The 20600-nt window shown below is 49.4% G+C and carries 14 protein-coding genes, 1 tRNA gene and 3 pseudogenes; 8 read left to right on the forward strand and 10 right to left on the reverse strand.

Annotated features, from left to right (window positions below; translation table 11 throughout):
- Positions 1-51: 51 nt before the first annotated feature.
- The 3 genes from valS to pepA all read right to left on the reverse strand — a co-directional run bounded on the left by valS (position 52) and on the right by pepA (position 5120).
- On the reverse strand, positions 52-2907 hold the full coding sequence (gene valS, locus ACJHYR_RS22460; RefSeq protein WP_000416392.1) for a valine--tRNA ligase: 2856 nt from the start codon (positions 2905-2907) through the stop codon (positions 52-54).
- Positions 2907-3350 carry a DNA polymerase III subunit chi gene (gene holC / locus ACJHYR_RS22465; RefSeq protein ID WP_000786399.1) on the reverse strand — a complete coding sequence of 148 codons (444 nt, stop codon included), beginning with the start codon at positions 3348-3350 and terminating at the stop codon, positions 2907-2909. Before holC ends, valS begins: the two co-directional genes overlap by 1 nt.
- Positions 3351-3608: 258 nt before the next feature.
- Positions 3609-5120: a leucyl aminopeptidase gene (gene pepA / locus ACJHYR_RS22470; RefSeq protein WP_000397144.1), complete on the reverse strand. Its 1512-nt coding sequence runs from the start codon at positions 5118-5120 to the stop codon at positions 3609-3611.
- A 153-nt stretch (positions 5121-5273) separates the two neighbouring features.
- Between pepA and ytgA the strand changes: the two genes are divergently transcribed.
- From ytgA to lptG, 3 genes are all read left to right on the forward strand, one after another.
- A complete protein-coding gene (ytgA, locus tag ACJHYR_RS22475; RefSeq protein WP_211180521.1) occupies positions 5274-5324 on the forward strand; it encodes a protein YtgA in 51 nt (16 codons plus the stop codon).
- A gap of 62 nt (positions 5325-5386) precedes the next feature.
- Positions 5387-6487, forward strand: a complete 1101-nt coding sequence (gene lptF, locus ACJHYR_RS22480; RefSeq protein WP_000584114.1) for an LPS export ABC transporter permease LptF — start codon at positions 5387-5389, stop codon at positions 6485-6487.
- Positions 6487-7569: an LPS export ABC transporter permease LptG gene (lptG, locus tag ACJHYR_RS22485; RefSeq protein WP_001295681.1), complete on the forward strand. Its 1083-nt coding sequence runs from the start codon at positions 6487-6489 to the stop codon at positions 7567-7569. The genes lptF and lptG overlap by 1 nt, the downstream gene beginning before the upstream one ends.
- Positions 7570-7729: 160 nt before the next feature.
- On the opposite strand, the gene ACJHYR_RS22490 is transcribed toward lptG, so the two are convergent.
- Entirely contained in the window at positions 7730-9235 is a 1506-nt protein-coding gene (locus tag ACJHYR_RS22490; protein ID WP_059327945.1) for a helicase HerA-like C-terminal domain-containing protein, read from the reverse strand.
- A 129-nt stretch (positions 9236-9364) separates the two neighbouring features.
- Positions 9365-10384 (reverse strand): NADPH-dependent aldehyde reductase Ahr, encoded by a 1020-nt coding sequence (gene ahr, locus ACJHYR_RS22495; protein ID WP_059327946.1) that lies wholly within the window; start codon positions 10382-10384, stop codon positions 9365-9367.
- Between the two features lie 195 nt (positions 10385-10579).
- On the opposite strand from ahr, the gene ACJHYR_RS22500 reads away from it, so the two are divergent.
- Positions 10580-10664, forward strand: a tRNA-Leu gene (locus ACJHYR_RS22500).
- A 224-nt stretch (positions 10665-10888) separates the two neighbouring features.
- Here ACJHYR_RS22500 and ACJHYR_RS22505 read toward each other — a convergent pair.
- The 3 genes and pseudogenes from ACJHYR_RS22505 to ACJHYR_RS22515 all read right to left on the reverse strand — a co-directional run bounded on the left by ACJHYR_RS22505 (position 10889) and on the right by ACJHYR_RS22515 (position 16983).
- The gene (locus ACJHYR_RS22505; protein ID WP_059327947.1) at positions 10889-14005 is read right to left on the reverse strand and encodes an HsdR family type I site-specific deoxyribonuclease; all 3117 of its coding nucleotides are present in this window, start codon (positions 14003-14005) and stop codon (positions 10889-10891) included.
- 121 nt (positions 14006-14126) lie between these two features.
- Positions 14127-15431, reverse strand: a complete 1305-nt coding sequence (locus ACJHYR_RS22510) for a restriction endonuclease subunit S (protein ID WP_059327948.1) — start codon at positions 15429-15431, stop codon at positions 14127-14129.
- A pseudogene (locus tag ACJHYR_RS22515) lies at positions 15428-16983 on the reverse strand (type I restriction-modification system subunit M). The gene ACJHYR_RS22510 and the pseudogene ACJHYR_RS22515 overlap by 4 nt, the downstream one beginning before the upstream one ends.
- Positions 16984-17288: 305 nt before the next feature.
- Between ACJHYR_RS22515 and ACJHYR_RS22520 the strand changes: the two are divergent.
- The 3 genes from ACJHYR_RS22520 to ACJHYR_RS22530 all read left to right on the forward strand — a co-directional run bounded on the left by ACJHYR_RS22520 (position 17289) and on the right by ACJHYR_RS22530 (position 19527).
- Entirely contained in the window at positions 17289-18122 is an 834-nt protein-coding gene (locus ACJHYR_RS22520) for a DUF4942 domain-containing protein (protein WP_072837564.1), read from the forward strand.
- Positions 18123-18191: 69 nt separating this feature from the next.
- Positions 18192-18587 carry a DUF6088 family protein gene (locus ACJHYR_RS22525; RefSeq protein ID WP_000152739.1) on the forward strand — a complete coding sequence of 132 codons (396 nt, stop codon included), beginning with the start codon at positions 18192-18194 and terminating at the stop codon, positions 18585-18587.
- A complete protein-coding gene (locus tag ACJHYR_RS22530) occupies positions 18580-19527 on the forward strand; it encodes a nucleotidyl transferase AbiEii/AbiGii toxin family protein (protein ID WP_059327950.1) in 948 nt (315 codons plus the stop codon). Before ACJHYR_RS22525 ends, ACJHYR_RS22530 begins: the two co-directional genes overlap by 8 nt.
- Before the next feature lie 38 nt (positions 19528-19565).
- Here the strand turns inward: ACJHYR_RS22530 and ACJHYR_RS22535 are convergent, their stop codons facing one another.
- A complete protein-coding gene (locus ACJHYR_RS22535; protein WP_000066585.1) occupies positions 19566-19751 on the reverse strand; it encodes a hypothetical protein in 186 nt (61 codons plus the stop codon).
- A gap of 92 nt (positions 19752-19843) precedes the next feature.
- Positions 19844-19993: pseudogene (locus ACJHYR_RS22540) on the reverse strand (restriction endonuclease); the annotation flags it as partial.
- Positions 19994-20129: 136 nt separating this feature from the next.
- Between ACJHYR_RS22540 and ACJHYR_RS22545 the strand changes: the two are divergent.
- A pseudogene (locus ACJHYR_RS22545) lies at positions 20130-20492 on the forward strand (HNH endonuclease); the annotation flags it as partial.
- Between the last annotated feature and the right edge of the window lie 108 nt (positions 20493-20600).

Consider the following 20600-nt stretch of genomic DNA (forward strand, 5'->3'; position numbering starts at 1 on the left):
TAAAAAAGGCCGGAGCATGCTCCGGCCTTCGTTTTCATCACTGTGTTTTGATTACAGCGCGGCGATAACAGCCTGCTGTTCAATCAGCTTCGCTTTCGCTTCCGCATAGCCTTCCAGCTTCTCACGCTCTTTCGCGATGACCGCTTCCGGTGCGCGGGCGACAAAGCCTTCATTCGCCAGCTTGTTCTCGATACGGCTGATTTCGCCTTCGATCTTCGCCACTTCTTTCGCCAGACGCGCCAGCTCATCTTCTTTGTTGATGAGGCCAGCCATCGGGATCAGCAGCTCTGCGCCGTCGATGATCTTCGTAACGGAAACCGGACCTTTGTCATCGGCAGGCAGCACGGTGATGCTTTCCAGACGCGCCAGGGTTTGCAGGAAGCCACGGTTTTCATTTACGCGACGTTCTGCATCCGCGCTGCAACCACGCAGCAGCAGTTCCAGCGGTTTGCCCGGCGCGATGTTCATTTCTGCACGGATGTTACGTACAGCAACGATCGCCTGTTTCAGCCACTCGGTGTCGGCCAGTGCGGCTTCATCAACCTGAGACGCATCGTACTGCGGGAACGGCTGCAGCATGATGGTGTCGGCAGTGATACCGCAAAGTACTTTCACACGCTGCCAGATGGTTTCGGTGATGAACGGAATGATCGGATGCGCGAGGCGCAGCAGACCTTCCAGTACAGTCACCAGCGTATGGCGAGTACCGCGCAGTTCGGCTTCTGTTCCACCGTTCATTACCGGCTTGGTCAGCTCGAGATACCAGTCACAGAACTGGTTCCAGGTGAATTCATACAGAATGCCTGCAGCGATATCGAAGCGGAAGCTGTCCAGCGCTTCGCGGTACGCTTTGATGGTCTGGTTGAACTCCGCCAGAATCCAGCGGTCCGCCAGCGATAGCGTCATTTCGCCGCCGTTGAAGCCGCAATCCTGACCTTCTGTGTTCATCAGCACAAAGCGGCTGGCGTTCCACAGCTTGTTACAGAAGTTACGGTAGCCTTCCAGACGCTTCATATCCCAGTTGATGTCACGACCGGTAGAAGCCAGCGCCGCCAGGGTGAAGCGCAGCGCGTCAGTACCGTGCGGCTCAATGCCGTTCGGGAACTGCTTCTCGGTGCGCTTACGGATTTTGTCCGCCAGCTGCGGCTGCATCATATTGCCGGTACGTTTCTCCAGCAGTTCCGGCAGCGAAATACCGTCAACCATATCCAGCGGGTCGATAACGTTACCCTTGGATTTGGACATCTTCTGGCCTTCGTCGTCACGAATCAGACCGGTCATGTAAACAGTGTGGAACGGCACCTGCGGTTTGCCATTTTCATCTTTGATGAAGTGCATGGTCATCATGATCATGCGGGCAATCCAGAAGAAGATGATGTCGAAACCAGATACCATCACGCTGGTTGGGTGGAACTGACGCAGGGCGTCGGTATTTTCCGGCCAGCCAAGGGTAGAGAAGGTCCACAGCGCAGAAGAGAACCAGGTGTCGAGAACGTCTTCGTCCTGACGCAGGACAACATCAGCACCGAGGTTATTTTCTTTACGCACTTCGTCTTCGTTGCGGCCAACATAAACGTTACCCGCTTCGTCATACCATGCCGGGATACGGTGACCCCACCACAACTGACGAGAGATACACCAGTCCTGAATATCGCGCATCCAGGAGAAGTACATGTTTTCGTACTGCTTCGGTACGAACTGAATGTCGCCGTTCTCAACCGCTTCAACCGCCGGTTTCGCCAGGACATCGGCACGCACGTACCACTGGTCGGTCAGCATCGGTTCGATAACTACGCCGCCACGGTCGCCGTAAGGAACGGTCAGGTCGTGCGGTTTAATTTCTTCCAGCAGGCCGAGTGCGTCAACCGCAGCAACGACCGCTTTACGTGCAGCAAAACGCTCCAGTTTCTGGAATTCTGCCGGGATCTCGCTGGAATAAACGTCAGATTCGTTACCTTTGGTATCGAACACCTGGGCGCTTTCACGGATATCGCCGTCAAAGGTAAGGATGTTGATCATCGGCAGGGCGTGACGTTTACCGACTTCATAGTCGTTAAAGTCGTGCGCCGGGGTGATCTTCACGCAGCCGGTGCCTTTTTCCATGTCGGCGTGTTCGTCGCCAACGATCGGAATACGACGGTTAACCAGCGGTAGAATGACATATTTGCCAATCAGATCTTTGTAACGCGGATCTTCTGGGTTAACGGCCACGCCGGTATCGCCCAGCAGGGTTTCCGGACGGGTAGTCGCAACCACCAGATAATCTTTACCATCTGCGGTTTTCGCGCCGTCAGCCAGCGGATAGCGGATGTGCCACATCGAACCTTTCGATTCGCGGTTTTCCACTTCCAGGTCAGAGATAGCGGTGCGCAGTTTCGGGTCCCAGTTTACCAGGCGCTTGCCACGGTAAATCAGGTCTTCTTTATACAGACGAACGAAAACTTCTTTCACCGCATTGGACAGACCTTCGTCCATGGTGAAGCGTTCACGCTCCCAGTCGACGGAGTTGCCGAGACGGCGCATCTGACGGGTAATGGTGCCGCCGGATTCCGCTTTCCATTCCCAGATTTTGTCGATGAAAGCTTCGCGGCCGTAGTCGTGACGGGTTTTACCTTCTTCTGCGGCAATCTTGCGCTCAACGACCATCTGGGTAGCGATCCCGGCGTGGTCAGTACCGACCTGCCACAGGGTGTTTTTGCCCTGCATGCGCTGATAGCGGATCATGGTATCCATGATGGTTTGCTGGAAGGCGTGACCCATATGCAAACTGCCGGTGACGTTCGGCGGCGGGATCATGATGCAGAAACTTTCCTGGCTTTCATCGCCATTAGGCTTAAAGTAGCCCTGCTTTTCCCAGTGCTCGTAAAGCGGCTGTTCGATATCTTGTGGGTTATATGTCTTTTCCATTATTTCCAGGTTGCCGTATTCAGGTTGAAACCAGCCACGCGGTAGGCTTTATAGCGTTCGCGCGCCAGTTGTTTCAGAGAATCTTCATAAGGAACGAAGTCTACCACTTCTGTGAAAGCGGTGGCAAAATCTGCAAAGCTTGTTCGCAGACTAATCAATATATCGCGCGGGCTGCTGCTACGCTTTTGCGGCCAGGCGATCTCCACCGGCGCACCGCCGCGCGGTCCTTCTCCCGCTAAATTATGCGGAACAAAGCTTTCTGCCGGACGCGCCCACAGGGCTTCATCCAGCCGGTAAGCCTGCTTTTCATCTTCACAGGCGATGAGCACGCGCTTACCGCTGCGCCAACGTTCTGCGGCAATTTCACACACCAACTGCTCAACGGCGCTTAAGCCATCGACGGTGGTGTCATTGTCCAGAAGGTAGAACGTTGCGTTTTTCATATATGGGGCTTCTTGTGGTGGATTTAAATGCGCATCAGATATACACCGCAGCGCCTGATGCGACGCTGCCGCGTCTTATCAGGCCTACGAATTCGGGCAGTGTGTAGGTCAGATAAGGCGTTTACGCCGCATCCGACAATAACAGCCTTGCCTGATGCGACGCTGCCGCGTCTTATCAGGCCTACAAGTTAAGTGCTGTGTGTAGGTCGGATAAGGCGTTCACGCCGCATCCGACAATAACAACTTTGCCTGATGCAATTACTCTTCGCCGTTAAACCCAGCGCGGTTTAACAGGAACTGTGCCAGCAACGCTACCGGGCGACCGGTTGCGCCTTTTGCTTTACCAGAACGCCAGGCGGTACCGGCGATATCCAGGTGCGCCCAGTTGTACTTACGGGTAAAGCGCGACAGGAAGCAACCTGCGGTAATCGCCCCACCAGGACGACCGCCAATGTTCGCCATATCGGCAAAATTGGACTCCAGCTGTTCCTGATACTCATCACCCAGCGGTAAACGCCATGCGCGGTCACCGGATTGTTCAGACGCCGCAATCAGCTCATGGGCCAGCGGATTGTGGTTCGCCATCAGACCGGTAATGTGATGGCCCAGCGCGATCACGCAGGCACCGGTCAGCGTCGCCACGTCAATCACCGCTTCCGGCTCAAAACGCTCAACGTAAGTTAACACGTCGCATAGTACCAGACGGCCTTCGGCGTCGGTATTCAGCACTTCTACGGTTTGGCCGGACATGGTGGTTAACACATCACCCGGACGATAGGCACGCCCACCAGGCATGTTTTCGCAACCTGCCAGCACGCCGATAACGTTAATCGGCAGTTGCAGCTCTGCGACCATACGCATCACGCCGTAAACCGCCGCCGCGCCGCACATATCGTACTTCATCTCATCCATGCCTTCTGAAGGCTTGATGGAGATACCGCCGGAGTCGAAGGTTAAACCTTTACCCACCAGCACGATTGGGCGTGCATCTTCCGACGCGTTGCCTTTGTACTCAATCACCGACATCAGCGATTCGTTCTGCGAACCCTGACCGACCGCCAGATAAGAATGCATCCCCAGCTCTTTCATCTGCTGTTCGCCGATAACGCGGGTGATGACATTCTTGCTGTAGCTGTCAGCCAGCTGGCGCGCCTGAGAGGCGAGATAAGCGGCGTTACAGATATTCGGCGGCATATTACCGAGATCTTTCGCTGCTTTTATCCCGGCGGCAATCGCCAGACCGTGCTGGATCGCGCGCTCACCGCTGGTCAGTTCACGGCGGGTCGGCACGTTGAACACCATTTTACGCAGCGGACGACGCGGTTCGCTCTTGTTCGTTTTCAGCTGATCGAAACTGTAGAGCGTCTCTTTTGCAGTCTCGACAGCCTGACGCACTTTCCAGTAGTTGTTACGGCCTTTAACGTGCAGTTCAGTCAGAAAGCAGACCGCTTCCATTGAGCCAGTATCATTCAGCGTATTAATGGTTTTCTGAATAACCTGCTTGTACTGACGCTCATCCAGCTCACGTTCTTTGCCGCAACCAATAAGGAGAATTCGCTCGGAAAGTACATTTGGCACATGGTGCAGCAACAGTGTCTGCCCCGGTTTTCCTTCCAGTTCACCCCGACGTAGCAGGGCGCTGATGTACCCATCGCTGATTTTATCGAGCTGTTCTGCAATCGGAGAAAGGCGACGTGGTTCGAAGACGCCCACGACGATGCAGGCACTCCGCTGTTTCTCCGGGCTACCGCTTTTTACACTAAACTCCATGCACTACGCTCCTGAATCTTAAAGACAACGGCGGTGGCTACAGATAGAATTGCAAGCTTTCGTAACTCATGTCCGCTGTTGCGATGACTTCGTGTTAATCTTAACGTTATTACGGCATTGGCACGTCAGAACAAAATCTGAGAGGTGAATCCGTTGAGTATAATTATCTTAGCGACGATTTCGACGACTCAAGAGAATAAATGACGTTTAAGCCATGAAACAAGCTAAAATCCTGCAAAAGACGAGTTTTTACGGGCGTATTTAAAGTGATAATCATAAGATATCTGGTGCGGGAGACGCTCAAAAGCCAGCTGGCGATACTCTTCATCTTGCTTTTGATCTTCTTCTGTCAAAAGTTAGTGAGGATCCTCGGCGCAGCGGTTGACGGCGATATTCCGGCGAATCTGGTGCTCTCCCTTCTCGGGTTGGGCGTGCCGGAAATGGCGCAGCTTATCCTGCCATTAAGCCTGTTCCTCGGGCTGCTGATGACGCTGGGCAAACTGTATACCGAAAGTGAAATTACGGTAATGCATGCCTGCGGCCTGAGCAAAGCGGTTCTGGTGAAAGCGGCAATGATCCTTGCGGTATTCACGGCAATCGTCGCGGCGGTTAACGTGATGTGGGCGGGACCGTGGTCATCGCGTCATCAGGATGAAGTGTTAGCAGAAGCGAAAGCGAACCCTGGCATGGCGGCGCTGGCGCAAGGGCAATTCCAGCAAGCGACTAATGGCAGCTCGGTGCTGTTCATCGAAAGCGTTGACGGCAGCGATTTCAAAGATGTGTTCCTCGCGCAAATTCGACCAAAAGGTAATGCACGTCCTTCTGTGGTGGTGGCCGATTCCGGACATTTAACCCAGCTGCGCGACGGCTCCCAGGTCGTCACTCTCAACCAGGGAACGCGCTTCGAAGGCACTGCACTGTTACGTGATTTCCGCATTACGGATTTCCAGGATTATCAGGCGATCATTGGTCACCAGGCGGTGGCGCTCGACCCGAACGATACCGACCAGATGGACATGCGCACATTGTGGAACACTGACACCGATCGTGCTCGCGCAGAACTGAACTGGCGTATCACGTTGGTGTTCACCGTGTTTATGATGGCACTTATGGTCGTACCGCTGAGCGTGGTTAACCCGCGTCAGGGGCGCGTACTATCGATGCTGCCTGCCATGCTGCTGTATCTGTTGTTCTTCCTGATCCAGACCTCCCTGAAATCGAACGGCGGTAAAGGTAAGCTGGACCCGACGCTGTGGATGTGGACCGTTAACCTGATTTATCTGGCTTTGGCGATTGTTCTCAACCTTTGGGACACCGTGCCGGTCCGCCGCCTGCGCGCCAGTTTTTCGCGTAAAGGAGCGGTGTGATGCAACCTTTTGGCGTACTTGACCGCTATATCGGTAAAACTATTTTTACCACCATCATGATGACGCTGTTCATGCTGGTGTCGCTGTCGGGCATTATCAAGTTTGTCGATCAGCTGAAAAAAGCCGGGCAGGGGAGTTACGACGCGTTAGGCGCAGGAATGTATACCTTGCTGAGCGTGCCGAAAGATGTGCAAATCTTCTTCCCGATGGCGGCTCTGCTTGGGGCGTTGCTTGGTCTTGGGATGCTGGCGCAGCGCAGCGAACTGGTGGTGATGCAGGCTTCTGGTTTTACCCGTATGCAGGTGGCGCTGTCGGTGATGAAAACCGCCATTCCGCTGGTCTTGCTGACGATGGCGATTGGCGAATGGGTCGCGCCGCAGGGCGAACAGATGGCGCGTAACTACCGTGCGCAGGCGATGTACGGCGGCTCGTTGCTCTCTACTCAGCAAGGCTTATGGGCGAAAGATGGCAACAACTTCGTCTACATTGAGCGGGTTAAAGGTGACGAAGAGTTAGGTGGCATCAGTATTTATGCCTTTAACGAGAATCGTCGTCTGCAATCCGTACGCTATGCCGCTACCGCGAAGTTTGACCCGGAACATAAAGTCTGGCGTCTGTCGCAGGTTGATGAATCTGATCTGACCAATCCGAAACAGATCACCGGTTCGCAGACGGTGAGCGGCACCTGGAAAACCAACCTCACGCCAGACAAACTGGGCGTGGTGGCGCTGGACCCGGATGCACTCTCCATCAGTGGTTTGCACAACTATGTGAAGTATCTGAAGTCGAGCGGTCAGGATGCCGGACGTTATCAGCTCAACATGTGGAGCAAAATCTTCCAGCCGCTATCCGTGGCGGTGATGATGCTGATGGCGCTGTCGTTTATCTTTGGCCCACTGCGTAGCGTACCGATGGGCGTGCGTGTGGTCACCGGTATCAGCTTCGGTTTTGTCTTCTACGTACTGGACCAGATCTTCGGCCCGCTGACGTTGGTTTACGGCATCCCGCCGATTATCGGCGCGTTGCTGCCAAGCGCCAGCTTCTTCTTAATCAGCCTGTGGCTGTTAATGAGAAAATCGTAACCTGATGAACGAATAAAGGGAGCGAAAGCTCCCTTTATTATTGTTAGCAAAGTGTGCTTCGTTCATGCCTGAAAAATCATGAAAATTCAATATATTGCAGTAGTGTAGGCATGATAAAGCGCGCCAGCGTCGCATCAGGCAAAGACAAATCGCACCTGACTTACCTTTTTCTCCCCCCCAGCAAACTCCCCAACATCCCACGCACAATCTGATTCGTCACCTGGCGGGCGGCGCTTTTCGCCATTGTTTGCACCACACCATCTTTCTTCCCGCCGCGTGGTCCGGTAGTGCCAAACAAAATATCCTTCAATCCACCGAGAATACCGTCATCCACCGCCACCTCTTTCCCTTTCGCGGGAGGATTATTTTGCTGCTCGGTACTGGCCTGAAAGCCTTTTTGCAACATCTCATAGGCGGATTCCCGGTCCACGTCATCCTCGTACTTACCATACACTGGAGAGTGATTAATCAAGCCATTACGCTCATCTTCCGTCACCGGCCCCATTCGTGAACAGGGGGCAATCACCATCGCCCGTTCCACCACTGAAGGGCTTCCTTTCGCATCGAGAAACGAGATTAACGCCTCGCCGGTCCCCAGTTCCTGGATTGCCTTTTCGGTATCAAACGCCGGATTGGCCCGCATGGTTTGCGCCGCAGCTTTTACTGCTTTCTGATCTTTGGGCGTAAAAGCCCGTAAAGCGTGTTGAACGCGATTACCTAGCTGCCCGAGCACATTATCCGGAATATCTGACGGGTTTTGCGAAACGAACCAGACGCCCACGCCTTTTGAGCGAATAAGCCTTATCACCTGCTCAATCTTATCCAGTAGTACCTGTGGCGCATCGTTAAACAGCAGATGTGCTTCGTCGAAGAAAAACACCAGTTTTGGTTTCTCCAGATCGCCCGCTTCAGGCAATTGTTCATACAACTCTGAAAGCATCCACAGCAGACTGGCGGCGTACAGTTTCGGCATCTGATAAAGCTTCTCGGCGCTGAGGATATTGATAACGCCTTTACCGTTGGTATCGGTACGCATCCAGTCTTTGATATCCAGCATCGGCTCACCAAAGAAGTGTGCTGCGCCTTGCTGTTCCAGCGATAACAGCCCGCGCTGGATGGCACCAACCGATGCGCTACTGATATTTCCGTACTGATTCTGGAAGGATTTGGCGTTATCGCCGATGTACTGGGTAATCGCCCGCAGATCTTTAAAGTCGAGCAGTAACAGCCCCTGATCGTCCGCAATACGGAAGATGATATTTAGCACGCCAGACTGCACATCGTTGAGATTCAACAGCCGCGCCAGCAACAGCGGCCCCAGGTCTGAAACCGTCGCCCGCACCGGATGGCCTTTCTCGCCAAAGATATCCCACACCACCACCGGATTGGCATGCGATTGCCAGTCATTTACGCCGATATTTTTAAGCCTTGCGAGCAGTTTTTCCGAAGAAGTACCTTCCTCCGCTACTCCCGTTAAATCGCCTTTCACATCGGCCATAAACACCGGAACGCCGATTTCCGACAATGACTCTGCCAGTTTTTGCAGCGTAACGGTTTTACCCGTCCCCGTTGCGCCGGTAATCAGCCCGTGACGGTTAGCCATTCCCGGCAGTAAAAACAGTTCTGTGTCCGGCGTGGTGCGGGCAATTAACAGGGGTTCGCTCATGAGATATCCTCCAGTTTCCTGCCTGGAGTATAGGCAACGGCTGCGCACTCTTCACCGCTAAATTCAGCAGATTGCGAGACGCCTTCCAAAGAGAGTTAAGTGCCGGGCGACAGGCACCCGGCAAAGGGATCAGAAGTCGGCTTTCAGAACCACGCGATAACGCGCCTTACCATCCCGCACATGCTGGATGGCGTCGTTTATTTTCGACATCGGGAACAGTTCGGTGGTCGGCGCAACCTTGCTGCGGGCGGCAAAGCGCATCAGCTTACGCAGCTCATAAGGCGTACCGGTTGCCGAACCTGAGACACTGCGATCGCCCGCAATTAACGTAAAGGCCGGAACAGACAGCGGCGTGAGAACCGCACCGACCGTATGGAAATTACCGCCATAGGTCAGCGCCTCAAAATAAGGCTGCCAGTCGAGGCTGACGTTGACGGTGTTGATAATGAGATCGAACTGCCCCGCAAGTGTTTTCAGTGCCTGCGGATCGCGGCTATTCACCACTTTAGCGGCACCCATCGCCAGCACTTCCTGCTCTTTCGCAGGATTCGAACTAAAGGCTGTCACCTCGCATCCCATTGCGTGCAGAAGTTTTATAGCGATATGCCCCAGCCCGCCAATACCAATCACGCCGACGCGGCTGGTGGCAGTGATATGGTGCATCAACAGTGGTTTAAAGACCGTGATACCGCCGCACAACAGCGGCCCAGCAGATTCAATGTCGATATTTTCTGGCAGTGGGATTACCCATTGCCAGTCTGCACGCAACTTCTCGGCAAAACCGCCGCGATTCATAATTGTTGGCACCGCACCTTGCTCGCAGTTGATCTGATTACCGCTAATACAGGCATCGCAATGCCCGCAGCTGCGTGCCGTCCAGCCAATCCCGACACGCTGACCGACCTGCAAACCTTTATCCTGTGCGGCGCTCCCGAGCGCCACCACGCGACCAATCACCTCATGCCCGGCAACCAGCGGATACTGTGAAAATCCCCATTCGTTGTCGATCATCGACAGATCGGAATGGCAGATCCCGCAGTAATCCACCTGCACTTCAACATCTTGTGGCTTCAGTTCACCGGGAGCGTACTCATAAACTTCCAGTTCGCCGCCCGCTTCTTTTGCGGCATAGCTTTTTATCATCGACATTTTTTGGTCCTTCTCTGGTGTTGTCTGGGAAGTGTAGAGCATGGCAGGGCGGGGTGCCTGGAGTGTGACAAAGGTTACATATCGCTGAGTGTAATGCTGAAAATTTCAGCACTTAGCGAGGTGGGTGCAAGCTGGCGCTTGCATGGTGGCGTGCGACAGGTATAATCCACAACGTTTTCCGCATACCTCTTCAGTGCCGAAGTGGCGAAATCGGTAGACGCAGTTGATTCAAAATCAACCGTAGAAATACGTGCCGGTTCGAGTCCGGCCTTCGGCACCACATCGTATGCAAATCGAGTCGCTCAAGGGCGGCTTTTTTTGTGTCTGGGATCCGTTAGTTACCTATCTTTCTCGCTATTTTAACTCTCTCAGGGCTAACCAATTCCAACCCATCGCAAACGAAAAATGTTGGTACAGGCGTTGGTATTTTCGGTTCGATATTAATTTGTATTAGCTCAGTCCTGATCTGACAGCTATCTGCCAGATCAGGTTCGGATTAATACATTATATCTGCCCGCCTACACCTTTAAACTTCTCAATAAACGCGACGATCTTCTGGAAAACCGTCTGTTTTTTCGTCTTATATTGCGGATTTAACGGACTGAGTTTTGGCAATGTCTCGTTTAATTCCGTGCCATTTTCGGTGGCGTATTCGCGTTTTAAAGACGTGCGAATATAGCGTTTCGCCGCCTCTTCATTGAGATTTTCTTCTTTGATCAATGCTTCTGCTTCACGTTGCTGTTCGCGTTGAGCAAAGGTAAAGAACGCGTCAATGATGCTGGCTTTATCCGGCAAGTCATCCAGGTTCGTTTGCTGAATAAAATCGACCACCAGGCCCTCTTTCGCCCGGTTCCCCAGGCTTGAACGAATTAAGCGTTTGACCTCTTCGATCATTTCGCCCTTGCCTTTATTTTGTCTGTTGTGTTCGAAAATCAGTCCAAGGATATAATCCAGGTTTATTTCCTGAGACTTCAGCAAATCGACCTCAAAAACCACGTCATCCCAGTCAGTGGTTGATTTTTCTTTTTTATCAGCTTCTTTCTCGCGGCGCTGCCAGTCACGAATATCGTTATAGGCAGAACGATAATCCTGAATCTTGCGTTCAGCAGGGAGACGAATCGTTTGCAATTCAGCGAACTTTTCATCATCCACATAATGTTCTTCTTTGAATTTTTCTACCGCAACAGGATCGCTAAGATCGATTTGTTGCAGGGCTTTCAGCGTGGCAAATTCATCATAGTTTTGCAGGATGTTCTCGGCACGCAGGTATTCACCAAACAGTTTAACGAAGTCTTTCTTCTCTTTTTCACTTTCAATACTGGCAGGGTCAGGGAACCGTTGTTCCAGTTCTGAAACTACTGCCATAAAGCCGCGCTTAGCTTCACCAGTGGCAGCATCAGTAAAGCCTTCCATATACTCTGCATAACTCTTTTCTAAAACCACATTTTTGGTGTTTTTGTCACCAAACAGCGTTATGGCATCAATAGTTGAGCGTTCCAGATCCCGGAAAGTGACGATATTACCGAAGGTTTTAGTTGCATCATAAATACGGTTGGTGCGGGAAAATGCCTGCATCAAGCCGTGAAAACGCAGGTTTTTATCGACGAATAGCGTGTTCAATGTTGGAGCATCGAAGCCAGTTAAAAACATCCCCACGACAATTAACAGATCGATATCCTGATTTTTAACCCGTTGGGCTAAATCACGATAGTAGTTCTGAAAACCGTTACTGTCGGTGCTGAAGTTAGTTTTAAAATAGCTGTTATACTCACGAATTGCAGCGTCAAGAAACTCTTTAGCACTGCTGTCCATTGCGCTGGTATCAAAAGTTTCATCGGAAATTTCACCAATGGCATTTTGTTCTTCATTGGCGGCAAAGGAGAAGATTGTTGCAACACGCAGCGGTTTATAGGTAGCCGATTTATTAGCTGCTTCCTCTTGTAACCGTTTAAACGTCGCGTAATAGGCTTTCGCGGCATCCACGCTACTCACTGCCAGCATGGCATTAAAGCCTTTGGAACCTGGGAAAGTACGGTGGGTCTTCTGGCGGAAGTTATTCAGAATATATTGCGTAATTTCCTGTATACGCATGGGATGAAGAAACGCCTGCTGATTTTCAGCCGCACTCAGTTTTTTCTCGTCAGTTTCTGTCTCTAAAGACTTAAACTGTGGCCGCACATCGTTGTAGTCCACCTTGAATTTGAGCACTTTTTCGTCACGAATCGCATCGGTAATCACATACGAATGCAATTCACGGCCAAATACGCTGGCGGTCGTTTCTGAGCCTAAAGCGTTTTCCGGGAAAATAGGTGTGCCGGTAAAACCAAACTGATAATAGCGTTTGAATTTCTTCTTCAGGTTTTTCTGCGCTTCTCCAAACTGGCTGCGGTGGCATTCATCAAATATAAACACCACTTGCTGATTGTATACAGGCAGGTCGCTTTCTGCTTTCATTAGGTTATTAAGTTTCTGAATAGTGGTGACGATAATTTTGTTATCGTCCTTATCCAGATTTCGTTTAAGACCTGCTGTATTTTCCGAGCCGTTAACACTATCTGGTGAAAAACGCTGATATTCCTTCATGGTCTGGTAATCGAGGTCTTTCCTGTCGACCACAAAGAAGACTTTATCAATAAAGTCCAGCTCTGTTGCCAGACGCGCGGCTTTAAAGCTGGTGAGGGTTTTACCAGAACCGGTAGTGTGCCAGATATACCCACCGCTTTCCGGTTTTGACCAGTTCTTCGCTGTAAAGGAACTCTTAATTTTCCACAGAATGCGCTCGGTGGCGGCAATCTGGTACGGTCGCATTACCAGTAGTGTCTGACTGCTGTCAAAAACGCTGTAGTTCACCAGAACATTAAGCAGAGTATGTTTCTGGAAAAAGGTAGCGGTAAAGTCTTTGAGGTCTTTAATCAGTGTATTGTCTGATTTAGCCCAGTTCATGGTGAAGTCAAAACTGTTTTTATCGCGCTTTGTCGTGTTGGCAAAGTAACGGGTATCGGTGCCGTTAGAAATGACAAACAGTTGCAGATACTTAAACAGGGAATTTTCGCTGTTAAAACTCTCTTTACTGTAACGATGTATCTGGTTGAAAGCCTCACGAATCGCCACGCCGCGTTTTTTCAGTTCGATTTGCACCAGCGGTAAGCCATTAACCAGGATAGTTACGTCATAACGGTTAGCGTGAGAACCCGCCTGTTCAAACTGCTGGATAATCTGCACCTTATTGCGCATGAGATTCTTTTTATCTATCAAATAGATGTTCTCAAGACGCTCGTCATCAAAAATAAAGTCGCAAATATAGTCGATATGGATTTTACGGGTCTTATCCAGAATGCCATCGCTCGGGTTATCCAGATACTGCTCCGTGAAACGCCGCCACTCGCTGTCATTAAACACCACACCATTGAGGCTCTGAAGCTGCTGTCGAACATTGGCCAGCATCGCCGACTGAGATTTTACGGATATAAATTCATAGCCCTGATTTCGCAGGTCCTGAATCAGTTCCTGTTCCAGGTCCGATTCGCTCTGATAGCCGTCGCCTGTTTGCTCAGCTTTGATGTACTTATCAAGAACGATAAAGTTATTGGATTCAGCAATGGTGTGCGTTTGATGAGTCATAGCGCATCCTTTGTGCCGTCTGGCAAGGGCCGGAAGGGAGTTAAGGGGGCTTCCGGCGCGTAAAAAAATAGTCTATATACTGACCGGGTGTTAAGGTGGCCCGGTCGGTAGCAATGGTCAATTAATTACTGACAGTTTCAGGTTTTGGGAAACTGAACAGTAAATTACGGTAGTATTCGTATTGTTTCTGGCGCAACTCGATTTCACGCGGGAGACCTTCAGTGATGGAGTTGGTCAGTGTGTCGAATTTATCCAGAATCCGAACGATTTCAGACTGGATGGCAAGGGATTTTTCTGGATTATCCGGGCAGGGGATTGGTACAGCAACTTTACCAATTTCGCCTAAATTAATCTTCATTGGTACTGCGTGTATAAGCGTTCTTTTATACAATTCGGCCTTACCAAATCTGCTTTCGATTAAATAACGAATGAATCCTGGTACAGCAATTTGTTGATTTATTCGTATTAATGCAAGTGTTACGTAGTATGCTAATGGTCTATCATCCTCCACAATAGCACAAGTACCGACATCGCCAATCCTCGTCATAAACAAATCATGCTTGCGCGGTTTGTTCTTGTATGTTTTGAAATCCTCAGGTGAAATATATTTATTTGTCCCGTATAGATTTTTGATATTCTGCACGCTAACGAAAGGAACTCCGGAAGCCGTATATTTGGGAGTCTTGTGAGTTCCATCATAAATTACTGCTATTTCTCCTAAAGTTCTCCACTCAACCTCAACCCCATCCAGCAATTTTTCCAGATAAATAGGTTTTTCCTGCTCCTCATCAAAACTCAACAACTGGTCGCGATAGTAGTTGTACTGTTTTTTACGCATGTTAAGCTCAGCGGTAAGCTCAGCGGTAAGTGCAGTAAATTTATCCAGAATCCGAACGATTTCAGACTGGATGGCAAGGGATTTTTCCGGATTATCCGGGCAAGGGATTGGGAACTGATATTGAGACAGTTTTTTGAGTCCAATTATAGATACTCCACCACTTTTATTAGCATTCTCCGTACACCACTTGCCGAAATCATAAAACCTATAAAAAATATATTTTATATTGACCGCTTCACTGAATTTTTCAGAAATGGAAAAGTTTGTGATTTGTTGATTTGTTAAATAAGGGACCCTTACTAAAGCATACTCCCCAATGGTAGCTGTTGTAGACATGAAAATAGAGTTTTTCGGGAACAGAAAACCTTTAACTCCTAATGGATTTATGTGTTGGATAGAATCATTTAATTCCCTACCATTGACTCTGACATCTTCTAGTCTGAACCATGGAATGGTTCCATTCTCCCAAAATTCTTTCTTGGATTTTGAAGGTGTATACCCATTTTTAATTTGAAATAGTTCTGATACAGGTACCCACTCAACCTCAATCCCATCCAGCAATTTTTCCAGATAACTCAACTCGCTCATTTCTGCACCTCGCAGCCTTCAATTTCAGCCACAATCGCATCAATATCTTTACGCAACTGGTCGATTTTGCTGACCGTGGTTTTCAGCTCAGCATTCAGCTCACCGATATCGATAATTTCGCGGTTATCTTTCGCTTCCACATAGCTGCTCACCGACAGGTTATAGTCATTCGCGACAACAGTCTCAAACGCAACAGATTTCGCCAGATGAGCAACATCTTCCTTGCTGGCAAATACCTGCATAATTTTTTCTATATGGGCATCGGTCAGGATGTTGTTGTTAGTCTCTTTTTTGAACAGTTCGCTGGCGTCAATAAACTGAACTTTGGTATCCGTTTTATGTTTAGACAGCACCAGAATATTTACGGCAATGGTGGTGCCAAAGAACAGGTTCGGTGCGAGTGAAATCACGGTTTCGACATAGTTATTGTCAACCAGATACTGACGGATTTTCTGCTCCGCGCCGCCACGGTAAAAAATGCCCGGGAAGCAGACAATCGCAGCACGACCTTTGGCAGAAAGATAGTTCAGCGCATGTAATACAAAGGCGAAGTCAGCTTTGGATTTGGGGGCCAGAACGCCAGCCGGGGCAAAACGTTCATCGTTAATCAGCGTCGGGTCATCGCTGCCAATCCATTTCACCGAATACGGCGGGTTAGAAACGATGGCATCAAACGGTTTTTCATCTCTGAAGTGCGGCTCAGTCAGCGTATTGCCCAGCTTGATATCAAACTTGTCGTAGTTGATGTTGTGCAAAAACATGTTCATACGCGCCAGATTATAGGTCGTATGGTTGATTTCCTGACCAAAAAAACCTTCTTCGATGATATGGTCATCAAACTGTTTTTTCGCCTGCAACAACAGTGAGCCGGAACCCGCTGCCGGGTCGTAGATTTTGTTAACGTGGGTCTGCCCGTGCATAGCCAGTTGTGCAATCAGCTTAGAGACGTGCTGCGGTGTAAAGAACTCGCCGCCGGACTTACCGGCATTCGCCGCATAGTTAGAAATCAGGAACTCATAGGCATCGCCGAACAGGTCAATCTGATGTTCGTTAAAGTCGCCAAGCTTTAACCCTTCAACCCCTTTCAGAACCGCAGCCAGGCGGGCATTTTTATCCTTAACGGTGTTACCCAGGCGGTTACTGGTGGTATCGAAATCAGCAAACAAACCTTTGATGTCTGCTTCTGAAGGATAACCGTAAGCAGAACTTTCGATAGCAACGAAGATGCTGTTTAAATCTGCGTTCAGTCTGTCATTGGTATTCGCTTTCGCAGCTACGTTGCAGAAAAGCTGACTTGGGTAGATGAAGTAGCCTTTGGTTTTGATGGCATCGTCTTTAATGTCATCAGTAATTACGCGTCATCCAGCTTCGCATAACAGATGCTGTCATCACCGGCTTCAATATAGCTGGAAAAATTTTCGCTGATAAAACGGTAGAAAAGCGCGCCCAGAACGTATTGCTTAAAATCCCATCCATCGACCGAACCTCTGACATCGTTAGCAATTTGCCAGATTTGGCGATGAAGCTCCGCGCGCTGCTGAAGACTGGTCATTTTTTATCCTTTGAATGTGTTTTTAACGTCGGCTTTTGCCGGGATTTTACCGGAAGTTGTTTGGTTTTTCAGATTTGTATGACGGCGAGGAGGGGATTCAGTACCAGATTGTTAGTGCATCTTATTCAGCATCACCGCTTGCGTCAGGAGGCTACTTTATATGCCCATCGTCCATCCGTAGGTGATCAGATAATTTATTGCGAGTCACCTTCCCGATTTTCAATCTCATTATTTACCCAATCTTTCACCAGTGGATAATCCGTCAGCTACTAACGGCGAGTGTATTTTTTTACGGATGAAAGATTATGCAAACAGAAGCTGAAGTCTTAACCGATCACAACGAGATAATTCGCTCGACCAATATTGAGCGTATCGTCACAGGACGTGATAGTGCACTGAAGCAGATAGCGACGCTAATCCAAAAACTGGATGATATCTCCAGCCTGACATCCAGTATTGGCGGTGATGTGGCTGGAACCTGGGGAATGCGTAATGGATATGCCTTTGATTGCTGGCTGATGCAGCCAACCGACAAAGCGATGCCGGTGATCACCCGAAATATCGATCGCAGTATCTGGCGCGATCTCATGCTGAAGTCCGGGATGTTGACTCTGATGGATGCCGAAGCCCGCAGTCAGTGGGCAAAGAACCTGGAGGAGGGCGAGCTCCCGGCGATTAGCGAAGCCAACATCCTGAGTACCTTTGAACAACTCCACCACAATAAGCAGGACGTTTTCGAACGTGGGATTATCAATGTATTTAAGGGATTGAGCTGGGACTACAAAACCAATAATCCCTGTTATTTCGGTAAGAAGATTATCGTTAACAATCTGGTGAAGCATGACAGATGGGGCTACAGCCTGAACTGGGGCTGGCGGCGAGATCAGCTTGCCGATCTGGAGCGTATGCTCTATTTGCTGGATGGCAAACCTATCCCCGATAATCGGCATGATATCTCCATCCGGTTTATGGATTTTGTGCGCGATAATCCGCATCAGCAGATTTTCGAAGATGAGTTGTTCACTATTCGCTACTTTCAGAAGGGCAGTGGGCATATCACTTTCAAACGTTTAGATCTGGTGGAGAAGATGAATGATATCGTGGCGAAGCACTTTCCGTCAGCGTTATCAGCAAAATGAATGTCGTATGTTTGCTATCTAAAATGTCGTATTTTTGCTACTCTTTATGCAATGACTCAGGAGGCGAATATGACGATAAAAGCACGCATTCAGTCACGACTGAAACGTTCTAAACGTTACGTATTCACTCGTGACGACTTTAAAGATATTGCAGGCTACGATCAGGTTGGTCGGGTATTGCGCGATCTTGTCAGGGAAGGGCAACTGTTGAAGGTTGGTTATGGCGTGTATACCAAAGCACGGCGGAACGGTATTACAGGCAAGGTAATGCCAGCGGCTCCCGGAGGCTCTTCAGCGGTGATTGTCGAAACGCTGGAACGCCTGAAAGTACGCTATCGTTTTGCTGGCGCAACGCAGGCATACAATAGCGGTACTTCTACGCAGATCCCAGCTTCACCCGAGATAAAAACCCCCCGGCGTTTTAAACGCGTATTATCTGTAGGGAACAGTAGATTAAATGGATGATTTAACCACTCTTTTTTCTGAAGTGGCTGACGCGCTTGGTATTGAGTCTGTCGCAATTGTGGAAAAAGATCACTATATCGTTGAGCTTTTGCAATTACTTAAACCTCTGGTGTTCGATACTCATCAATTGGTGTTTGCCGGAGGAACAGCTCTGGCAAAATCAGGTGTCGCACTTAATCGCATGTCGGAAGATGTGGATATCAAACTGGTGCCTAAGGATGCATTTCAGGCACTTTCCCGCACTCAGCGAAAAAATACCCGTAAAGAAATTGTTCAGGCAGTTTCCAGTGCAATAGCTTCATCGGGTGTGTTCAATTTTGATGATGATTACCCAAAAGTGACGCGGGATGAATATCGTTATAATGACATACCTGTTCGTTATCCACAGCGAGTGGTGCAGGCACCTTGTTTACGTCCTTTTATCCGGCTGGAACTGATGGAAGCGAAGTTACTGGAGCCCTCTGAATTACGGGATATTCATTCACTGGTAACAGGGATCACGGGAAAAGCGGCTATTGTTTCAGCGTTTCCATGCGCAACTATCATTAGCACACAGGCTGAAAAGCTGGTGGCGATGTTACGCCGTACAGCGGCAGTTGTGCGAGATGTTGAGCGATTTGATGATGCATCGCTGGTACGTCATATCTACGATACAAACTGTATTGTTGAGACGAGTCATGTTGATATGAGTCTGCTCGTTGATTTTGTTCAACAAACTATTGAGCAGGACATTCAACGTTACGGCAACCAGTACCCGCAGTTTTGCGCGTCTCCAGTTGATGAGCTAAAAATGGGACTGGATGAGCTGGCGAACAATCCTCTCTACCAGATGCGCTATCAGCAGTTTGTTTCGCCAATGGTGTATGGAGAGCGAAAGATCACATGGGATGAGGCTTACTCCAGGTTTAGGAGCTTAGCGTTATCCATCCTGAATGCTTGATATGCAGCATTTGTCTTTACTTGAAATTCTGAAATTCTCTAAACCATAGAGATGATTTTTATGATCCAGTCTTTCTCTTGTTGAGATAGTTCCAGTTTGCTCACTCGTGTTAAGAAGGTATTGATCACCTGAACATCCGAATTGGTGAGCCTATTTAATAGAGCGGGTGGTATACCTTTACTAACAATCGCTTTGCGGTGACTTTCGTAGTTTTTATTACTCATTGTTGATCCTCAAATATCATTGTATGGCGGCATTGATCGTTTCCAGCAACCTTTACTTACTCACTTCGAACTGCATCCTCGTAGACTGTTCCACTACAATAATCGAAAAGGCGCGGATGTCCATTCAGGTATCCCGCTAATACGTATAGCAATAACAATGGCTTATGCGGCGCGCGCTGTTCACCCTTGTGCCAGATTTTTATATTGGCAATTGCCTGCTGTAGCGATTTACTGGAAGCCATTGATATCCCTGGCAGTGAAATAATTGCGATCATGCTCGCAAATTTTCTGCTGTTCAAGCCTGCAAGTGAAGATATATTACCTTGATCTCATTTGTTTTTTTGCTGCCTGTTCTGAGAACGTATAAGGACATTCTCCATGAATAAACTCCCTGATCATCTTCCGCGGCGGTATATCATCGAAGCTATCCATTTATGGGATGCGGGAGAAACTCATCAGTTCCAGCCTGCGCGGTTGTATGAGATTGAATATCATGGCCGACGTTACCCCTCGAAGGCGATTGCTGGCATCGCAGCGACATTGATGACGGGGACGCAATTTACCCCTGCGGATTTCACCGGCGGAATAAAATCTAAATGCGTCAAACTACTCATAGAGCAGGGATTTCATATTCATCAGGATAAAGCCGCTGCGGCTCCCATAGCCGACGTTCTGTTCCCGGATGAGTTGCCGTCGCAGGAGATATACGTTGAAGGTGCGGCGATAAAGGTGACAGTAAACTGTAGTGGTCAAGTAATACTGGCCACGGTTTTACAGTAAAAATGGTATCTGTTCTCTGACTCTTCCGGCGTCAGCCCTCCGTTATAATGGTGAGGCCTGACGCTATTG

The sequence above is a fragment of the Escherichia sp. WS1450 genome, assembly GCF_046487395.1.
GTDB lineage: Bacteria > Pseudomonadota > Gammaproteobacteria > Enterobacterales > Enterobacteriaceae > Escherichia > Escherichia coli.

What these genes read in the sequence shown, in the direction of transcription:
- valS (WP_000416392.1), bottom strand. Translation starts at nt 2,907, where the DNA reads ATGGAAAAGACATATAACCCACAAGATATCGAACAGCCGCTTTACGAG.
- holC (WP_000786399.1), bottom strand. Translation starts at nt 3,350, where the DNA reads ATGAAAAACGCAACGTTCTACCTTCTGGACAATGACACCACCGTCGAT.
- pepA (WP_000397144.1), bottom strand. Translation starts at nt 5,120, where the DNA reads ATGGAGTTTAGTGTAAAAAGCGGTAGCCCGGAGAAACAGCGGAGTGCC.
- lptG (WP_001295681.1), top strand. Translation starts at nt 6,487, where the DNA reads ATGCAACCTTTTGGCGTACTTGACCGCTATATCGGTAAAACTATTTTT.
- ACJHYR_RS22490 (WP_059327945.1), bottom strand. Translation starts at nt 9,235, where the DNA reads ATGAGCGAACCCCTGTTAATTGCCCGCACCACGCCGGACACAGAACTG.
- ahr (WP_059327946.1), bottom strand. Translation starts at nt 10,384, where the DNA reads ATGTCGATGATAAAAAGCTATGCCGCAAAAGAAGCGGGCGGCGAACTG.
- ACJHYR_RS22505 (WP_059327947.1), bottom strand. Translation starts at nt 14,005, where the DNA reads ATGACTCATCAAACGCACACCATTGCTGAATCCAATAACTTTATCGTT.
- ACJHYR_RS22510 (WP_059327948.1), bottom strand. Translation starts at nt 15,431, where the DNA reads ATGAGCGAGTTGAGTTATCTGGAAAAATTGCTGGATGGGATTGAGGTT.
- ACJHYR_RS22520 (WP_072837564.1), top strand. Translation starts at nt 17,289, where the DNA reads ATGCAAACAGAAGCTGAAGTCTTAACCGATCACAACGAGATAATTCGC.
- ACJHYR_RS22525 (WP_000152739.1), top strand. Translation starts at nt 18,192, where the DNA reads ATGACGATAAAAGCACGCATTCAGTCACGACTGAAACGTTCTAAACGT.
- ACJHYR_RS22530 (WP_059327950.1), top strand. Translation starts at nt 18,580, where the DNA reads ATGGATGATTTAACCACTCTTTTTTCTGAAGTGGCTGACGCGCTTGGT.
- ACJHYR_RS22535 (WP_000066585.1), bottom strand. Translation starts at nt 19,751, where the DNA reads ATGAGTAATAAAAACTACGAAAGTCACCGCAAAGCGATTGTTAGTAAA.